Below are 17,324 nucleotides of genomic sequence, written 5' to 3'. Positions count from 1 at the left end.
TTGTTGCTCATGCTTTTGACTCGTCTGCTTAATGCCTGCCACCATTTCCCTGGCTTCGTCTACGGTACCGCGCGCTTGTGCATGCATAGCAATACTATCGAGATCGATGTGCGCCCGCGCAAAGGCTCCAGAGCGTGCTGCTCAGGATGCCATCAACCCGCCAGGGGCTACGACCAACTGCCCCAACGCCGCTTCGAGTTCATCCCGATCTGGGGCTTTGCGGTGTTTTTACTGTACAGCATGAGGCGCGTGGAATGCAGGCGATGTGGGGTCAAGGTAGAGGAGGTGCCCTGGGCAATGGGCAAGCACCAGTTGACCAGGGCGTACATGCTGTACTTGGCGCACTGGGCGCGCAAGCTTTCATGGAAGGACACGGCACAGTCCTTCCACACCAGTTGGGAGAAGGTCCAACAGGCCGTGGCCTATGTCGTGCAATGGGGTCTGGAGCATCGCGAGCTGGGGCATATCCGGGCCATCGGCGTGGACGAAATCGCCTACGGTCGTGGTCATGAGTATCTGACACTGGTCTACCAGATCGAGGCGGGCTGCACGCGCCTGCTCTGGGTGGGCGAGAAGCGCACCAAAGAAGCGTTCCAGAAGTTCTTCGATATGATCGGCACGGAACTGGCGCAGGGCATCGAGTTTGTGTGTTCGGACATGTGGAAACCCTATCTGGACATGATCAAACTGCATTGCACAGGGGCGCTGAACATTCTGGACCGCTTTCACATCGTCGCTAAACTCAATCTTGCCATCGACGAGGTCCGTGCGGGCGAAGCACGCCAACTGGTCAAGGACGGCTACGAGCCGGTGCTTAAGAAGTCGCGCTGGTGTCTGCTCAAGCGCCCGGGGAACCTGACCGACTCCCAGCGCATCAAGCTGCGTGAGGTGCTGCGCTATAACCTCAAGAGCGTACGGGCCTACCTCTTCAAAGAATACTTCCAGCAATTCTGGGACTACGAGTCACCCGCATGGGCAGGCAAATTCCTGGATCAGTGGTGCAGCGAGGTCATGCGCTCGCGCATCGACCCGCTCAAGAAATTCGCTCGCACAGTACGCACCCATCGAGAGCTGTTGCTCAACTATTTCCGGGCGCGAAAGGCGTTCTCCAGTGGCATCGTTGAGGGACTGAACAACAAAGCCAAAGTCACTATGAGAAAAGCCTATGGATATCGCACCTTCAAAATGACGGAACTCTCGCTATATCACGTACTTGGCAAACTTCCTGAGCCAGAACTCGCCCATAGATTTTACTGACGGACCAAAAGTTTTAACCAAAATTGTTCCTTCGGCTGACACTTTAAGCAATTTTGTAGGGTTGCCGGCGTCCCGGATCATCTTTGCTTGGTTCGTGCCCATCATATTCCGCGTTGCTGGGCGGCGGTTGAGCGCAACACCAGCTGCCGGGCGCATCAGCACGACGATGTCGGCCCAGGGGGCTGGGAACAAAAAGTCTTTAAGAATGGATACAAATTTGCTTTAACCAACGGAGGACGTAGTCAATTCACACAATGCGCTATTTTACTCGACATTATAGTCATAATGTCTAAATTATGTTTTCATTGATTATAAATTGGTCGGTTTACGTTATATTATTTACTATATCCTCCTGAAAACCGATCCCGTGTCCGATGTCCTGCCAGACGAAAGCCGCATCACTGCTGAAATCGAGCGCCTAAAGGCCGAATTGCCGAAGACCCGCGAGCTCTATCGCGAGGTCTGCGCGCTGCTGTTCTTCCGGCACGGTGTCACGCCGACCGCAAACCGCCTGTATCAGTTGGTCAAGCGCGGCAGCATGAGCACGCCGACTCAGGTACTTGGCGAGTTCTGGGCCGAACTGCGCCAGAAAAGCCGCGTACGGATCGACCATCCTGATCTACCGACTGACCTGCAGGCGGCCGCCGGCGAACTGGTCGCGACGCTGTGGACCCGGTCGACCGCTTCGGCGCAAGCGGCGCTCGAGACGTTGCGCGCGGAGACTGAAGCGGAGAAGGTCGCCGCGCAGGGTGCAGTTACTTCCCTGCAGGCGGAACTGGGCCGCACCGAGACCGCACTGGAACAGCGCACCAGCGCACTGCTGGCCGCGCAGGTGCGCATTCGTGACCTTGAGCAGGCGCAGGCCGCGGGCGAGGCGAAGCGTCAGGCGCTTGAGACCGAGATCAGCCGACAGCAAGATGAGATCGGCGCGCGCGACCGGGCACTGGTGCAGGCGAGGGGGGATTTTTCGGGTGAACTCGACAAACTGCGGAGCAGCGCTGAGCTCGCGGAAGAGCGTTTGCGGGCAGCCGAGAAGCGGGCGCTCCTTGAGATCGAGCGTGAGCGGGGCATGAACGCACGGTCCCAGAAGGAGCTTGAAGCGGCCGCGCGCAGGGCGGACCAGGGCGAGACCCGGCACCGGCAGGAAATCCAGGCGCTGCAGATTCAGGTTGGCGACGCGCGTCATCGCGCAGGCGTCGTGGAGGGAAATCTGGAAGCGCTTCGCAGCTCGAATGTGGCATACCTCAGGGAACTCGACGCGCTGAGATTGCAACTCGCGACCACCGTCGCGAACCAAGCGGCGACGCGGAAGCGCCCGCTACCCTCCGTCGAGACCAGCAAGCCTCGCCGCGCTACACCCAAGGTCGCGACGAGGAAGCGATCTGCATCCTGACTTCAGTGTCGACCCCGTTACGTCGCTGGACCGATGCCATGCGGCGCCCGCCGCTGTGCCATCGGGTTTTCCGAGGAAGTGAGGCACAGCGGGCGATATATTGGGAAGGAGCGCCCAACGTTTTTTCTCTCGTAACAGGCTCGATTTTCGAGCGTATTCCGAGAAAGGAAACATGGAACCCAAACACGCCAAAGTCCTTACCGCCGCCAAATTCCGCCACCTCCTGCGAGTTACTGAGGCGACAAGCCGGTTTCCGGAGCGCGACACGCTGATCCTGCTGCTGGGCGTCACTTGCGGGATGCGAATAACCGAGATTGCACGTATTGAAGTTGGTGATGTCCTTGCCAAATCGGGAGTGCGCCGCGAGGAGGTCAGCTTGCAAGGCCCGATCACAAAGGGCTGGCGTCCTCGCTGTATCTACCTGTCACACGCGCGCACAATCGATTCGTTCGACCGCTATGTCGAATGGCGCTACCCGCGCGGCGCAGGCACGGATCTCGATCGGCGCGAGTATCGCGGCCTCCTGCCTCGCACGCGGCTGATTCTCACCCAGAAAGGTGGCCCTTTCGAGCTAAGCGTTAAGCGCCGAGTCAACTTCGATGGTGAGAGGATCGACGGCATCTCCGATGCTAAATCGACTCGCTCTAGTTGCCGCGCAATTTCATAGAACACTGCCGAAAACCTCAATCCGCATCCATCACATTCGAAGAAAAACGCCTCGTCTTCCATGGTTTCCTCAAAAATGGTCGGAGTGCAGTAGACAGGCTTGCGCGGGATACTTCCATATACCCCGGCGTCGCGCTCTGTGGTGGAGGCTGGAGCATTCCCGACGGCTCTCGTTTCCACCATAGGACATTTTCATTGCTGGACGTAAAACTCATACTTTCTCGAGGCAGACCTCTCGTGGAAGTAATTCACGAACCTAACTCGGAATCGCACAGTTTTGGTGAAAGTGCCGCCAAAACGATAAAAAGGTTAGAACTTTAGGTTCTCGGACTCCAGCACCAAAACACGACATTTCTATCTTGCTCAAACACGACATTAGGATATTGCCGATACAAACAAAATGTTGATAATTTATGTTATGTCAAATACAAAATTGACATCCTTAAACATGCCTTTTGACGCCGCAACCCCACAACTTCTCGCCTCGAACAGTCGAACCGTGCCGTAAGCAGCACGGTCCTCACAGCGTCCTCGAGCCCGCGGCTTCCCACGGTTTTAGTCGAAGTGAATATATCGCGTGATCCTGTCGTATCTAGCCGATGGAAAACATCTGCTGGACGGAAGCGCGGCTTTGGAGTTCCCAGCTCCAAGCCGACTCCACAGTCGCTCACACGTTCCGCCCACGCTCCAAGCCGCTGAACAATCATCCAGCCAACCTACGCAGAAAGTCGCTCAGTTCTTAGACCTTATCTGCCCGCCAAGCCGCGTCAGTATCTGATACGCAGCAGTCACGCGTTGAGCGATGGGGTAATTCTTATTAGCGAGCATGACAATCCCCAATCTCCGCGCAGGAACAAAAGCGACGTAAGTTGCAAAACCATTAGTCGACCCAGTCTTGTTGATCAACGCATTCGCTTGCGGCTGCAGCGGAGGGTTAATTTCAGTCGCTTTCGTCGCCTGATAAGCCATGGCGTCGGAATTACCCGCCAGCAGCGTTTTCAGTTCCACGGGATACGGATACTGTTCCCATATCAGGTCCTGCGTGATTTCACCCGCCTTGAAATATCCGGTATGCGTGTCGCTGATCGCGCGCTGCAGATCGCTGTCAATCTTAATCATCTGCATGTTGGCAGCCACAAATCGAATCATGTCTGGCGCACTGGCTTTGATTCCATATGCTTCCGAAGAAAGAGCGCCCACACTCAGCCTGATCGGAGCGCCCTGCTTCGTGTAGCCTTGCGCATAGTCCTTCATCTCCGCCGGCACATTGATATAGCTGTGCGTTATTCCGAGCATAGGGAATAATTTCTTTTCGATAGCGTCATCGAAAGGCTCATTCATGCTCTTCGCGGCGATCATGCCCAGCATGCCAATACTCGGGTTCGAATACACCCTGTAGCTGCTGGGAGCGTAAGACGGTTTCCACTGCCGGAAATAATCCATCAGTTGATCGTCATTGTGAACAGCATCCGGCACCTGCAACGGCAAGCCGCCGGCGGTGTGCGTTCCCAGATTCAGCAAACTGACGCTATCAAAGTGGCTACCGCGCAGAGACGGCAAATATTTGCTGGTGCTGTCAGTCAACGCAAGGTTGCCCTTGACCTGAGCGTAAGAAGCCAACGTCGCCGTAAACGTCTTGCTAGCTGACCCAATCTCGAAAAGAGTTTTATCGGTAATCGGTTGCCGGGTTTTCAGTGATGCCACACCGTAGTTATAAACGTAACTCTCGCCATTGACGATCACTGCGACCGCCATGCCTGGAATCTGATTTTCCTGCATTAGCGGACGTATCACGCCGTCCATCACAGCAGCGATCTCTTTTCGTTTGTGACTACTTTCCCCGTATGTGCCGGAAGCAATAAAGCAGGACAACACCGAAGTCGAAATCAAAAGGCGTTTGAAAAAACAGCGACGCATGCAATCTCCTTGTTAATAGCTTGGATACAGGGCGAAAATTATCTCGACCTTTCGCATTGAAAATTGGATATTTTGAGCACCGCGTGAGCCACGCATTAGCGCTTACTTAGGAAAACTGACGTTAAACGGCTCCCCGGGCGTGGACACCCAGGTTGCAATAACTGTCGCGCCTTGGAACCCAGCCTTGGTGACGTGAATCGCATTAGCCGCGATCTGGAAGCTCCCTCCCGCGCGAATGACTTTCGTCGGTTGGCCTTGTACCTGCAAGATTATCTCGCCTTTCACGACGTAGCAGACCTCGGGTCCCGTCGCCATGTGGCGCGGTTTTTCGGCTCCAGGCGGAAACTCGGACATTCCCATTCCCATCTCGCGATTTGTCCCGTTCACATTGACTCTTTCCAGCACCTGCGTCTCCTTCGCAGAAGGCGCCGCATAGGCGGTCGTCGCAGATTGCATTGCAATCAACAAGGCGCCAAGAACCCTGGGAGCAGAAAGACACAATTTCACAAGTGTTCTTCAGTTCAAAATCGAAACCACAACGACTGCAGCGGATCCAGAAAGGGTCATTGACCCCTTCTCTGCCGAGTAGATTCATGGGCGGAAATAACCAGTGCCGAGCAGAATATCGTCTCTTTGCGAGTCCTCTACAAGCGAGCATAATTTCTGTTTGGGTAAAGAAAAACTAATGTCATGTCCTCTATTCGTCCTCATCTTCCGTTGAACGCCTTGCGCGCATTCGAATCGTCGGCACGGCACCTCAGCTTCACGCGCGCTGCGCTCGAACTCAACGTGACGCAGGCTGCCGTCAGCCAGCAAGTTCGAATGCTCGAAGAGCGGCTCGGAACCACGCTGTTCAAACGTCTACCGCGTGGACTCGGCATGACCGACGAAAGCCGCGCCCTCCTCCCCGTCCTGACCGACGCATTCGGTCGCATCGAGGGCGTGCTCAAGCAATTCGAGGGTGGGCATTTTCACGAAGTGCTGACGGTCGGCGTGGTCGGGACTTTCGCGGTCGGCTGGTTGCTGTCACGGCTCAAATCGTTTCGCGAGACACATCCCTTCGTGGAGTTGCGGCTCTTGACCCATAACAACCTGGTCGACCTTGCAGCCGAGGGACTGGATTTTGCAATCCGCTTTGGCGATGGAACCTGGCCTGCGACACACAACGTCATGTTGCTCGACGCTCCGCTGACCGTGCTTTGCGCACCGGACATTGCGAGAAGGCTTGCCACGCCGTGTGATCTTGCTAAGGAGACCTTGCTTCGTTCGTATCGCACCGACGAATGGATTGGCTGGTTCAGCGCGGCCGGGCTTGATCCATGGGCAGTCAACGGTCCGGTTTTTGACTCGTCGCGCCTGATGGTGGAGGCCGCCGTACAAGGTGCGGGGATCGCGCTGGCACCGCCTGTGATGTTTGTCCGTGAACTTCAGGCAGAATTGCTCGTTCGCCCTTTCGATACCGAAGTCAGAACGGGCAGCTACTGGCTGACATGGCTGAAATCGAAGCGAATGTCGCCCGCCACTGAATTGTTCCGTCACTGGATTGTCGCGGAAGCCGCCGATGGAACGACGGCCGAAAGTACGAGTACGAAAGAATCCCCGGCAATTTGACTGACCATTCGACCGTGACCCTCCTCCGAAGGAACCAGCCATGTTCTTGCCACAGGAAATCGTTCGTAAAAAGCGCGATGGACAAGCGCTCTCGCAGGAGGACGTCGCCGGTTTCGTGCGTGGCATTACCGAGGGCAGCGTAACCGAGGGGCAAGTCGCTGCCTTCGCGATGGCCGTGTATTTCAACGACATGAGCATCGACGAACGCGTGGCGCTCACGCTCGCACAGCGCGACTCGGGGCAAGTGCTGCAATGGCGTTCGTTCGATCTGCCGGGTCCCGTTCTCGACAAGCATTCGACGGGTGGCGTCGGCGACCTGACGTCGTTGCTGCTCGGTCCTATGGTCGCGGCCTGCGGCGGCTTCGTGCCAATGATCTCCGGCCGCGGCCTCGGTCACACCGGCGGCACACTCGACAAGCTCGCCGCGATTCCCGGCTACAACATCGCGCCCGACGTCGATGTATTTCAGCGCATCGTGCGAGACACCGGCGTCGCGATCATCGGTCAAACGGCGCAATTGGCGCCTGCCGATCAGCGAATCTACGCCATCCGCGACATCACCGCGACGGTCGAATCGGTCGCCATGATCACTGCATCGATCCTCTCGAAGAAGCTCGCAGCGGGTCTCGAAGGCCTGACGATGGACATCAAGGTGGGATCAGGTGCGTTCATGCCGACCTATGAGAAATCGGTTGAACTGGCGAGAAGTATCGTCGATGTGGGTAACGGCGCCGGGTTGAAGACAACCGCCGCGCTGACCGATATGAACCAGCCGTTGGCGTGCTGCGCGGGCAACGCGCTGGAGATCCGGTGCGCGCTTGACTACCTGGCGGGGCGCGTTCGACCGGCGCGTCTACATGACGTCACGCTCGCGTTGGCCGCACAGATGCTCGTGCTCGGCGGTCTCGCCAATGATCTCGCTCAGGCTCGGGTAAAGCTGAATGCGGTACTCGACTCGGGCGCTGCCGCGGAACGATTCGCGCGGATGATCAGCGCATTAGGCGGCCCGAGTGACTTGCTCGATGTGCCCGATCGTCACTTGGGACATGCGCCAGTTGTCTTGCCCGTTGCCGCGCTGCGTGCGGGGCGTGTTGCGCATATCGATTGCCGGGCAATGGGTCTGACGGTCGTTGGCCTGGGTGGCGGACGGCGCCGCCCCGAGGACAAAATCGATTATCAGGTCGGTTTGACGGAACTCGTCGAGCTTGGACAGCATGTCGATGCCGGCCAGCCGCTTGCGGTTGTGCACGCTCGGGACGTGGCGGCCGCACAAAGCGCCGCGAGCGAAATTCAGGCCGCGTATTCGTTCGCGGAGAACGGTCTGGCCGTGCCGCCGACGGTGTATTGCCTCATGGACCAGCCGCTTTAAAGCATGCTCAGCGCGGTGGCTAGTACCGTCTCTTTGAACTTCACCGGGTCTTTCGGCAGCGGTGAAAATACCGCCAGCAGGTGACTGTACGACACCGTCTTGCCAACGCCATTAGTTAGCATCGCGAACAATACATCCGGGTCGTTGGGCGGCAGTTCACCTGAATCGATTGCATCGGCGAGAAGGGGGACAAACACATCGTGGTAAGGACGCAGAAGACGGTCCATCAGTACATCCAGCCGCTCGCCCTGCTCGGTTGCCGTTGTCGAAAAAAATATCCCGACATCCGGATCGCTGAACACCTTGTCGATAAAAAGCGCCAGCGCCCGCTCGACGCGCTGACGTTTCGTCAGATCAGAAGTACGTAGCTTCCCCGTAGCTTCGATCATGGGTGTGGCATGCAGCGCTATCTGCTCGACAACTGCGATCCACAACGCCTCTTTCGAGCCAAAGTGATGCGAAATGAGCGCTGGATCCACACCCGAGTCCCGTGCGATTTCACGCACACTCGTCGACTCAAACCCGCGCTTGACGAACGCCTGCCGCGCGCTTTTGAGCAATGCGTCGGAGCCGGCGATCTCGCTGCAAGCGGGGCGTCCGCGCGAGCGTTTCTCCTTGCCGGCTTGCATTGGGCGTGAGGTTGAAGCTGTCATGATTCGATCCGAATTCTAAAGCTGTAAGGTGGGCCCGAAGTTTAACCGACGCAATGTGCCCCGCTTCTGCATCGATTCACGCGGCGTTTGACATCGACCGCCTGAGTGCCTACTATCTCACTAATTCATCACTCGTTGAATAATATTCCGTAACAGACGCTTCGCGCAATCGCCATTCAGCATGACGCGGTTGCCTCGTCGTGAGGCCGGGGATGCCCGGCTGTCCGGAATTTCTTGTAAAGGAAAGGTGAGATGCTCAAGCAACATGCCAGTGCATGGTCTCAAACCGTCGCGTTACTCGACAACACACGCGCCCAGCAAGTCGCCGATGAAGCCACACGAATTGCCCGGCGGCGCCCGGCAAAAACCATCTGGGCCGATCACGCAGCATTGACGGTCAGCGTAATCGAACTTCCCACTCCACGCACTGCCACGGTCTCATGGTGCGACCCCCTTTCAGGCTATTACGGGCATCAGACATGGCGCGTCGCATTGGCCAAGCAAGGTGGCGAATGCGTGGTCAGCGGCAAGTCCATCAAGCGGGGTGATTTCATCTATCGGCCGGCAACTTGTCAGCCACCGCCTGGCAATGCGGGCGCAATGATCATCGCGTCAGAGCTGGTGCCGCAAGGCACGAGCACTCACTCATAACGTAAGCGTCCGCTCACGGGTTCTCGCATCGAAAACTCGCGGCGTTGTTGATGTTGCCCTTACCCATGTACCTCGGGTAACCGGGATAACGGCACAGCGGCCGGGTCCGGCCATTGGTCGCGCTCGCTATGTCGGTCCCGACCAGCGTCTCCGGCGCGATGTTCATCGTGACCCACCGGTCGAGCGCGCCCAGTTCGTCCCACGCGGGAATGAACACGCCGTTGCCGTGCTGGAATCCCGGCACCATGTAAAGCCGCATGAAGGAATCGACAATACTCTGACCGTACTTCTCAACCAGCGATTCGTAGAAAGCGATGGTCTGGTTCGGGCTGATGACCTCATCGGCGAGACCGTGCATGGTGATCAGCTTGCCGCCGTGCCCAAAGAACGCTGACATGTCCGGGTTCATCGCCCCGACCGTCGCCGACAAATCGATCAGGCGAGACTTGTAGGTTTCCGGATTGTTGATGTCGAAACCGAGCGTGTTGAAGCGCAGGTCATGCGAGACGAAGTACTTCATGTAACTGTCGCCTTGCGCGAACAGATAGCCGTTGGCGTCGAAGCTCAACGGCTGCGTGAGCGCCGATGAATTGCCGAGTCCCAGACCGCTCGAAAAATCCACGCCCTGGAACACGTTGTAGCCGTAGTACTTCGTGACCCCATAGGCAAGTCCATACGGCAGCGTAAAACCATCGCGCAGAACCTCGAGCGTCGCAAGCTGCGCCTCGGACAAGCAACTGTCCCGTAAGGTTGGCCGTTGCCCGTTTGCGCATCGCAGTTGCGCGATGATTTGCGGTTCGCGTTCGCGGCAGGCCGCAACGTCCGAGACGATGCCGTCCACCACGCCGTCCAGCCCGTCGCATTCGTGCAGCACGGTTTCCACCACGCGTTTTTGCTGCACCGGCCCCACAAAACCACCGGGCGTCCCATACGCCGCCTGCCCTACTTTCACGCCCATCAGCCGCACGCCCGAAAAGTTGATCGCCGGTGCGTTGGCGATCACGCCGTCGTAGTCGTCGGGATATCGTTCGATCACCGTGAACGCTTCGCGGCCGCCGGTCGAGCCGCCGGCAAAGTAGGTTTGCTCGGGCTTGCGCCCGTAGCCCATGATGATCAGCGCGAGCGCGACGTCATGGGTTTTCTTGAGATGGCCGTAGCCGAAGTTGATCACCGCTTCGTCGTTCATCGCGAAATCGGCGCGGCCGGAATTGCCTACGTGGCCGGAATCCGAGCCGAAGGTCGCGTAGCCGTTGGCCAGCGGCGAAGCGTAAGGCGCGAAAGCCGTAGGCTCAGTGCCGCTCACGATCACACCGTTATAACCGCCGCCGCCCATCTGCAAGGCGCGACCGTTCCAGCGGGCCGGTAAATTCACTTCGAAGCGGATATCGGGCGTGGTATCGAGTTGCGCCTTGATGACGCCGACCAGCCGGCAGTATTCGCCATTGCGGTTTTTCGGCGCGGCGGCGGCCACCACCGACGCGCTCAGAATGGTGGCGCCCCGGGTAGGCAAACCGATCACCGATGCCGGCACCGACTGGCCTTCAAGTTCGGCGCAATGCTTGACGACGTACGACGCGGCGCTCGCGTGGGTGCTGCACGCGAACAAGGCGGCGAAGAGCAGGAATGCACGCAGGAAAGGGGTTGTAGCTTGGGGCATCGCCTAGTGAGTGAATTGCTGCGGTGCCTGACTGCAATCAGCTGCTTTGCCAGGATTGAAGCGAAAAGCCGACAGCGCGTTCTGTGCGGCGCATTTGCCGCACAATTTCGCCGCACAATATATAAGAAGCGTCTTATCCGCAGAAATCCGATTGCCCTGGTTCGTTGCGTTTGCACAACCGGGCTGCACGGTTTGCGCTTCGGCACTGCAGTGCAATTAATCCGATGAAACCCCGCCCGATGATGTCAGCCGTTGCCGCACGCGCCATGCCAGGCCGAACAACAGCCGCTCATTCTCCCGGCCATTCGCCCCTCAGATCGCTGTTCTGCAGAATTTCCAGCAGTGTCTCAGCCGGGCGGCTCAAATGCTTCGCCCCTAACGCGATGAATTCGACCATCGGCAATTCGGGCAGCGCCGCGCGATTCACCGGCGGCGAAAGTCCCCTGCCCGCGAGGGAGTGAGACCGCACGGTGAGCCCCAGCCCACCGCGTGCGGCCGCGATGCACCCTGCATACGAACTGCTTGTGCAGACCATTTGCCAGCGAGCGCCGACCGCGGCCAGCGAGTCGAGCACCACGGCGCGCGTCACGCTCGGCTCGGCGACGAGAATCAGCGGCAGCGGTTGATCGAGGTCCACCTCGGTGCCCGTGAGCCCAAGCCATTCGAGCTGTCCGGAAAACAGCGGAATGCCGCGCGGATCTCCAATGCGCCGTTTGCCGATCAGCAAATCGATCGACCCGTCTTCAAGCAACTCGTAAAGCCGCCCCGTCATGCCGATAGTGATTTCCAGTTCCACATCCGGATGAGTCCGGCGAAATGCCGCGAGCACGCTGGGCAAAGGGCCGAGCGCGAGGTCATCGGAGGAACCCAGGCGCACGCGGCCCCTGAGGCGCGGCGAGCGGAACTGCAATTCGGCGTGGGTCATCGCGTCCAGAATCATGCGCGCGTGGACCAGCATGGCTTCGCCGTCGGCGGTGAGCGCGAGCGAATGGGTATCGCGTACGAGCAACCGGCGTCCGACGTGTTCCTCCAGGCGCCGGATGTGCTCGCTCACACTGGATTGCGTGAGACGGAGCTGGCGCCCGGCATCGGTAAAACTATGCGACGCGGCCACCGTCGCGAACGTGTTCAGCCAGACTGGATTGAGCATGATGCATTGTGATCGCGTTTTCCGATGATAGTCAACGCGGCCAGCGGGGTTCCCGATTGCCATTTAGAGTCTTAAAATCGTCACATCGCGCCAACCCCGCGCGACATTGTTTCTGCTGTAATCGATGACTTCTAAAAACTCCCACACGGCGCTCTTGTGGATCGTGGCCGTCGGCTTTTTCATGCAAGCGCTCGACACGACCATCGTCAACACCGCCCTGCCCTCCATTGCGCGCAGCCTCCACGCGCAACCGCTCGCGATGCAGCCAATCGTGGTCGCGTACACGCTGACCATGGCGCTCCTCACACCCGCATCCGGCTGGCTCGCCGACCGCTTCGGCACTCGCCGCGTCTACTTCGTCGCCATCCTGTTGTTTGTCATCGGGTCGATGTGTTGCGCCCACGCGCAGTCGCTAAATCAACTGATCTTGGCGCGCGTGATCCAGGGAATCGGCGGCTCCATGCTGCTGCCGATCGGCCGGCTGGCCGTGCTGCGCAGCGTGACGGGCGATGCGTACGTTTCCGCGCTGGCGGTCATTTCAATTGCCGGCCAGGTAGGCCCGATCCTCGGTCCGACGCTCGGCGGATGGTTCGTCGAATCGTTTACATGGCACTGGATTTTCCTGATCAACGTGCCCATTGGCGCAGTGGGACTGTTTGCCGTGCATCGCTTTCTTCCCAACGATGCCATAACCGAGGCCGCGCCTTTTGACTTTATCGGCTGCGCGTTGCTGTCGCTTTGCATGGTCGCGTTTTCAATGGCGCTCGACAGCCCCGCGCAAACCCACAAACTGCTGGTATCGGGCGGACTGTTCGTGTTGTCCGCGGTCGCGGCGCTTGCTTACGTTCCCTACGCCAAACGCCGGCGCGATCCGCTCTTCAAGCTGTCCTTGTTCAGCGAACCGAACTTCAGCGTGGGCCTGATCGGTAACTTGTTATGCCGGATCGGATCGAGCGCGGTGCCGTTTCTCCTGCCGCTGCTGATGCAACTGCAACTCGGTTATACGCCGCTGCATTCGGGCTTGATGATGTTGCCCGCCGCGTTCGCCGGCACGGTTGCGAAGGGCTGGATTTCGCCGCTGGTGAAGCGTTATGGCTACGATAACTTCCTGCTGTGGAACACCATTCTGGTCGGTGCATCGATAGTCGGCTTCGCTTCATTCTCGGTGAGCACGCCGCTTGCCATCGAAATTGCGATCCTTGCCGTATTCGGCGCATGCAATTCCATGCAGTTCGCCGCGATGAACAGCGTCACGCTCAAGGGCCTGTCGATCAAGGACGCCGGCAGCGGCAACAGCCTCTTCTCGATGGTGCAGATGCTGGCCATCGGACTCGGGGTGTCGATTGGCGGCGGCCTGGTGTCGGTGTTTTCAGCGAACCTCGGCTCGGCAGCGCTCGCGTTCCGGATCGCGTTTGTCTGCGTGGGCCTCGTGACGCTGGCATCGGCTATTGTGTTCCGTTTCCTCGACGCCGTGCCTCCGCGCGCGGCGCCGCAGGCCGCAACCTCGTAGGCGCGCGCATGCAGGCACGCGCCTGAACGTTTAAGCTGAAGCACACTCAACACGCCCAAGGAGTTCGCCATGCAGTATCGTAGATTTGGCCGTACCGGCCTGAACGTCTCGCGTTTGTGCCTTGGCACAATGACCTTCGGTTTGCAGACTGAAGAGGATGTATCGCGCAGCATCATGGATCGTGCGGCTGAAGCAGGTGTCAATTTTATCGACACCGCCGACGTCTATCCGCTCGGCAGCACGGAAGACGTGGCCGGGCGTACGGAGGAGATAGTCGGGCGCTGGCTGAAAGACACTCCCACGCGCCGCAGCCAGTTCATCCTGGCCACGAAAGCGGTCGGCAAGATGGGACATGCGGCGTGGGACCAGGGCGCATCGCGCAAGCATTTGCTGGACGCTATCGATGCATCGCTCAAACGGCTCAATACCGATTACGTCGACATTTACCAACTGCATTCCGACGATCAAAACACGCCGCTCGATGAAACCCTGGAAGCGCTTGACACCATCGTGCGCCAAGGCAAGGCGCGTTACGTGGGAGTATCGAATTTCCTGGCGTACCGGCTCGCCACTGCGCTGGGCCGCTCGGATTTCTTGCGCGTGGCGCGCTTCGTTTCCGTCCAGCCGCGATACAACCTGCTGTTCCGGCAGATCGAGCGTGAATTGCTGCCGCTTGCCACCGATGAGCATCTCGCCGTGATCCCGTACAACCCGCTCGCGGGCGGGTTGCTGACGGGGAAACACAAGCATGATGCCGCGCCGTCGGAGGGCCGCTTCACGTCGACCGTTGGCCGCGCGGGAGCGATGTATCACCAGCGCTACTGGCATGAGCGCGAGTTTGAAACCATCGAAAAGTTGAAGAAGATTGTTGGCGCTACCGGTGAGTCGTTGACGAAGACATCGGTGGCGTGGGTGCTGGCGAACCCGGCGATTACATCGGCGATTATTGGTGCGAGCCGGCCCGACCAGCTCACGGATACGCTGGCTGCAGTGGATCTTGTGCTGAACGACGAACTCAAGGCGCAGCTGGACGACGCGACGGTGGAGTACCGCTGGGGCGATGCCGCGCGGTAAGTAGTTCGCCGCTAGTACCTTGTAATGTCCCGCGTCTCCAGCACGCGGGACGCGCCACCTTCTTTGGCGACGGCGATCATCGCGCGCCCTAGCTGGCTGGTCGTCGTTATCGCGTTCGGAAATGCGCGCCGCATAAGCGGAAACACGGGGCGCAGCAAAGAAATCGCCATCTGATATACAGCCGTCTTCGAGCGAATGCCGTCCATCGGCTGGATCATCCCGGGACGATACATATACGCAGCCTTGAACGGCATGCGTAGCAGCGCGTTTTCCGTGCGGCCTTTGACGCGCGCCCACATGCTGCGTCCGCGCTCGGTCGTATCCGTGCCTGCTCCCGTCACATACGAAAACGTCATGCCTGGATTGAGACGCGACAAGGTCTTGCCGACGGCGAACGTCAGATCGTAGGTGAGATGTGTGTAGTTGGCCTCGCTCATCCTGAACGACGACACGCCCAGGCAGAAAAAGCACGCATCGAAACCGCTGAGTTGCGATTCAATCGAGGTGAGATCGAAGAGATCCTTATGCACGATCTCGGTGAGCTTTGGGTCCTGCTGACCCGTCGCATTGCGTCCCACTGTGACCACTCGTTCGATATCCTTATCAAGCAGGCATTCGCGCAATACGCCTTGCCCGACCATTCCTGTCGCGCCGAAAATAAGCACTTTCATGATTTTCCCGGCCAGGACGCGCCTGTCAGTTTCACCGATACATCCCACAGTTTAGCGGCAACCGCGGTGTCCTTTGCCTGGGGAGAGATGCGTGCCTCGGCGGGCGCGCCGGTCATCTCCTGGAAACCCTTTGGACCGTAATATGCGGCTGGCTGTGCCTCGGGTGAGGTGGCGGCCAGCAGCGTGGGCAACGCGCCTTCTGCCGCGCTATGGCTCAGGAACGGCATCATCGCGCGGCTGAGCATTGCTAATACGCCCGCATTGCCCGGCTGGTTTGCAATGAGATCCGTCCGTGCAAAACCCGGATGTGCCGCGTTGCTCATGAGGCTCCAGCCGCTTGCGTCGCTGCGGCGTTGCAATTCCAGTGCAAACATCAGCATGGCGAGCTTGGACTGTTCGTATGCCGGCCACGCTTTATACGCGCGCTCGCCTTGCAGGTTATCGAAAGCAATTTTTCCTCGCCGATGCGCAATGCTGCTCAGGTTCACCACGCGCGGCGCGGCGCTCTTCTGCAACAAGGGCAGCAATTGCGCGGTCAGCGCGAAGTGACCGAGATAGTTGGTGCCGAACTGACGCTCGAAGCCATCGGCGGTTGTTTCGTGCTTGGGCAACATCATCACGCCGGCGTTGTTCACGAGCAGATCAATCGCCGAGCCTTGGTCAAGCAGGTGTTGCGTCGCTTTAGAGATCGACGCGAGGCTTGCGAGATCGATGGCTTCAAAACGGATTTGGGCATTCGGTACTTCGCGGCGAATGCGTTCAAGCGCGATGCGCCCTTTCGCGTCGCTGCGCCCGGTCAGTATCACTTCGGCGCCGGCCCGGGCCAGTTCAAGCGATGTCTCGTAACCTAACCCACCGGTCGCGCCAGTCACCAACGCGCGTTTGCCCGATTGCGAGGGAATGTTGGCCGTGGTCCATGTGCTCATGTGCTCGTCCTCCAAGTGTTTTTGCGTGAGTAATCAGTCATTAAAACGGTCAAAAAAACGAACGACGAAATGTGCCCGCTTGATCCATCCGTCATTCAACTACGTGCGTTACGGGCGATACCGTTCCAGAACACGTCGAATCCAATCTTCCGGTACCGACCGGCCTCTGCCGGACAAACCGTCATGAAGGCCATGGTGGTTTCGGCCATCGACTTCATGCTGGCCGCAATAAACGCGACCGGATAATCCTCCAAGACGCCTGTATCGATACTGTGTTGTGCAAGCGCCTCAATCTCGGCAAACGGTTCATAACCGACTGCCTTCGACTCTTCACTGACCGTATCCGCCACCGATAACTGGTCGAGCACATTCAGGCGCTGCGGATTGGCGACACCCCAATCCACGAATGCGTCCCACAGATACTCCAACCGGTCGCGCACCGGTCCCGTGCGCGGAAACCGGGTCATCAGGGCATCGGCGAGATCGAGCTTGATCGAGCGGTATAGCGCGTTCACCAGCTCGTCCTTCGTGCGGAAGTAGGTGAACAAAGTCCCTTCCGCGACGCCAGCCTGCTTCGAAATGGCCGATGTCGGCGCAGCCGCCAGTCCGCGCTGGGCGAAAACCTGTTCCGCGGCGAGCAGCAGTGCGTTGTGTTTGTCGTCGCTTTTGGGTCGGGCCATCGTGCTTGATCGGATCAATATGATTAATGAGTGAATACTCAATTATAACTTTTTTTGAGATAGCAGGTGGACAACTGCAGGCACCTGGCCCTTGGCGCTAAAAAATAAGCTTACAAAACCGGCTAGATGGACCAAAACT

16 protein-coding genes are annotated in these 17,324 nt (G+C 58.6%); 8 read left to right on the top strand and 8 right to left on the bottom strand.

Annotated features, from left to right (window positions below):
* The 3 genes from ACMX25_RS34855 to ACMX25_RS34845 all read left to right on the top strand — a co-directional run.
* Positions 1-1,257, top strand: a 1,257-nt coding sequence (locus tag ACMX25_RS34855; protein WP_414950301.1) for an ISL3 family transposase, incomplete at its 5' end; no start/stop codon positions are given.
* A 367-nt stretch (positions 1,258-1,624) separates the two neighbouring features.
* Positions 1,625-2,650 (top strand): DNA-binding protein, encoded by a 1,026-nt coding sequence (locus tag ACMX25_RS34850; RefSeq protein ID WP_414954434.1) that lies wholly within the window; start codon positions 1,625-1,627, stop codon positions 2,648-2,650.
* Positions 2,651-2,822: 172 nt separating this feature from the next.
* The gene (locus ACMX25_RS34845; RefSeq protein WP_414954432.1) at positions 2,823-3,317 is read left to right on the top strand and encodes a hypothetical protein; all 495 of its coding nucleotides are present in this window, start codon (positions 2,823-2,825) and stop codon (positions 3,315-3,317) included.
* Positions 3,318-4,048: 731 nt separating this feature from the next.
* On the opposite strand, the gene ampC is transcribed toward ACMX25_RS34845, so the two are convergent.
* Positions 4,049-5,233 carry a class C beta-lactamase gene (gene ampC / locus ACMX25_RS34840; protein WP_414954431.1) on the bottom strand — a complete coding sequence of 395 codons (1,185 nt, stop codon included), beginning with the start codon at positions 5,231-5,233 and terminating at the stop codon, positions 4,049-4,051.
* A gap of 102 nt (positions 5,234-5,335) precedes the next feature.
* Positions 5,336-5,740, bottom strand: a complete 405-nt coding sequence (locus ACMX25_RS34835; protein WP_414954430.1) for a cupin domain-containing protein — start codon at positions 5,738-5,740, stop codon at positions 5,336-5,338.
* Between the two features lie 183 nt (positions 5,741-5,923).
* Between ACMX25_RS34835 and ACMX25_RS34830 the strand changes: the two genes are divergently transcribed.
* Both ACMX25_RS34830 and deoA read left to right on the top strand, forming a co-directional pair.
* Positions 5,924-6,844 carry a LysR substrate-binding domain-containing protein gene (locus ACMX25_RS34830; RefSeq protein WP_414954429.1) on the top strand — a complete coding sequence of 307 codons (921 nt, stop codon included), beginning with the start codon at positions 5,924-5,926 and terminating at the stop codon, positions 6,842-6,844.
* A 40-nt stretch (positions 6,845-6,884) separates the two neighbouring features.
* On the top strand, positions 6,885-8,213 hold the full coding sequence (gene deoA / locus ACMX25_RS34825; protein ID WP_414954428.1) for a thymidine phosphorylase: 1,329 nt from the start codon (positions 6,885-6,887) through the stop codon (positions 8,211-8,213).
* On the opposite strand, the gene ACMX25_RS34820 is transcribed toward deoA, so the two are convergent.
* A complete protein-coding gene (locus tag ACMX25_RS34820; RefSeq protein ID WP_414954427.1) occupies positions 8,210-8,866 on the bottom strand; it encodes a TetR/AcrR family transcriptional regulator in 657 nt (218 codons plus the stop codon). The genes deoA and ACMX25_RS34820 overlap by 4 nt on opposite strands.
* Positions 8,867-9,118: 252 nt before the next feature.
* On the opposite strand from ACMX25_RS34820, the gene ACMX25_RS34815 reads away from it, so the two are divergent.
* Positions 9,119-9,517 carry a DUF3331 domain-containing protein gene (locus ACMX25_RS34815; protein ID WP_414954426.1) on the top strand — a complete coding sequence of 133 codons (399 nt, stop codon included), beginning with the start codon at positions 9,119-9,121 and terminating at the stop codon, positions 9,515-9,517.
* Between the two features lie 13 nt (positions 9,518-9,530).
* Here the strand turns inward: ACMX25_RS34815 and ACMX25_RS34810 are convergent, their stop codons facing one another.
* Both ACMX25_RS34810 and ACMX25_RS34805 read right to left on the bottom strand, forming a co-directional pair.
* The gene (locus ACMX25_RS34810) at positions 9,531-11,174 is read right to left on the bottom strand and encodes a tannase/feruloyl esterase family alpha/beta hydrolase (protein WP_414954425.1); all 1,644 of its coding nucleotides are present in this window, start codon (positions 11,172-11,174) and stop codon (positions 9,531-9,533) included.
* 289 nt (positions 11,175-11,463) lie between these two features.
* The gene (locus ACMX25_RS34805) at positions 11,464-12,324 is read right to left on the bottom strand and encodes a LysR family transcriptional regulator (RefSeq protein ID WP_414954424.1); all 861 of its coding nucleotides are present in this window, start codon (positions 12,322-12,324) and stop codon (positions 11,464-11,466) included.
* A 124-nt stretch (positions 12,325-12,448) separates the two neighbouring features.
* Between ACMX25_RS34805 and ACMX25_RS34800 the strand changes: the two genes are divergently transcribed.
* Positions 12,449-13,834 carry a DHA2 family efflux MFS transporter permease subunit gene (locus ACMX25_RS34800; RefSeq protein ID WP_414954423.1) on the top strand — a complete coding sequence of 462 codons (1,386 nt, stop codon included), beginning with the start codon at positions 12,449-12,451 and terminating at the stop codon, positions 13,832-13,834.
* Between the two features lie 69 nt (positions 13,835-13,903).
* Complete coding sequence (locus ACMX25_RS34795; protein ID WP_414954422.1) at positions 13,904-14,908, top strand: aldo/keto reductase; 1,005 nt, start codon at positions 13,904-13,906, stop codon at positions 14,906-14,908.
* 11 nt (positions 14,909-14,919) lie between these two features.
* On the opposite strand, the gene ACMX25_RS34790 is transcribed toward ACMX25_RS34795, so the two are convergent.
* From ACMX25_RS34790 to ACMX25_RS34780, 3 genes are all read right to left on the bottom strand, one after another.
* Positions 14,920-15,579, bottom strand: coding sequence for an NAD-dependent epimerase/dehydratase family protein (locus ACMX25_RS34790; protein ID WP_414954421.1), 660 nt, complete (start codon positions 15,577-15,579; stop codon positions 14,920-14,922).
* On the bottom strand, positions 15,576-16,505 hold the full coding sequence (locus tag ACMX25_RS34785; RefSeq protein ID WP_414954420.1) for an SDR family oxidoreductase: 930 nt from the start codon (positions 16,503-16,505) through the stop codon (positions 15,576-15,578). The genes ACMX25_RS34790 and ACMX25_RS34785 overlap by 4 nt, the downstream gene beginning before the upstream one ends.
* A gap of 95 nt (positions 16,506-16,600) precedes the next feature.
* Positions 16,601-17,185: a TetR/AcrR family transcriptional regulator gene (locus ACMX25_RS34780; protein WP_414954419.1), complete on the bottom strand. Its 585-nt coding sequence runs from the start codon at positions 17,183-17,185 to the stop codon at positions 16,601-16,603.
* Positions 17,186-17,324 lie beyond the last annotated feature (139 nt).

Source organism: Caballeronia eucalypticola (assembly GCF_047608185.1).
GTDB lineage: Bacteria > Pseudomonadota > Gammaproteobacteria > Burkholderiales > Burkholderiaceae > Caballeronia.
Note: the sequence above shows the minus strand (reverse complement) of the source record. Positions and strands in the feature narration are given on the sequence as shown.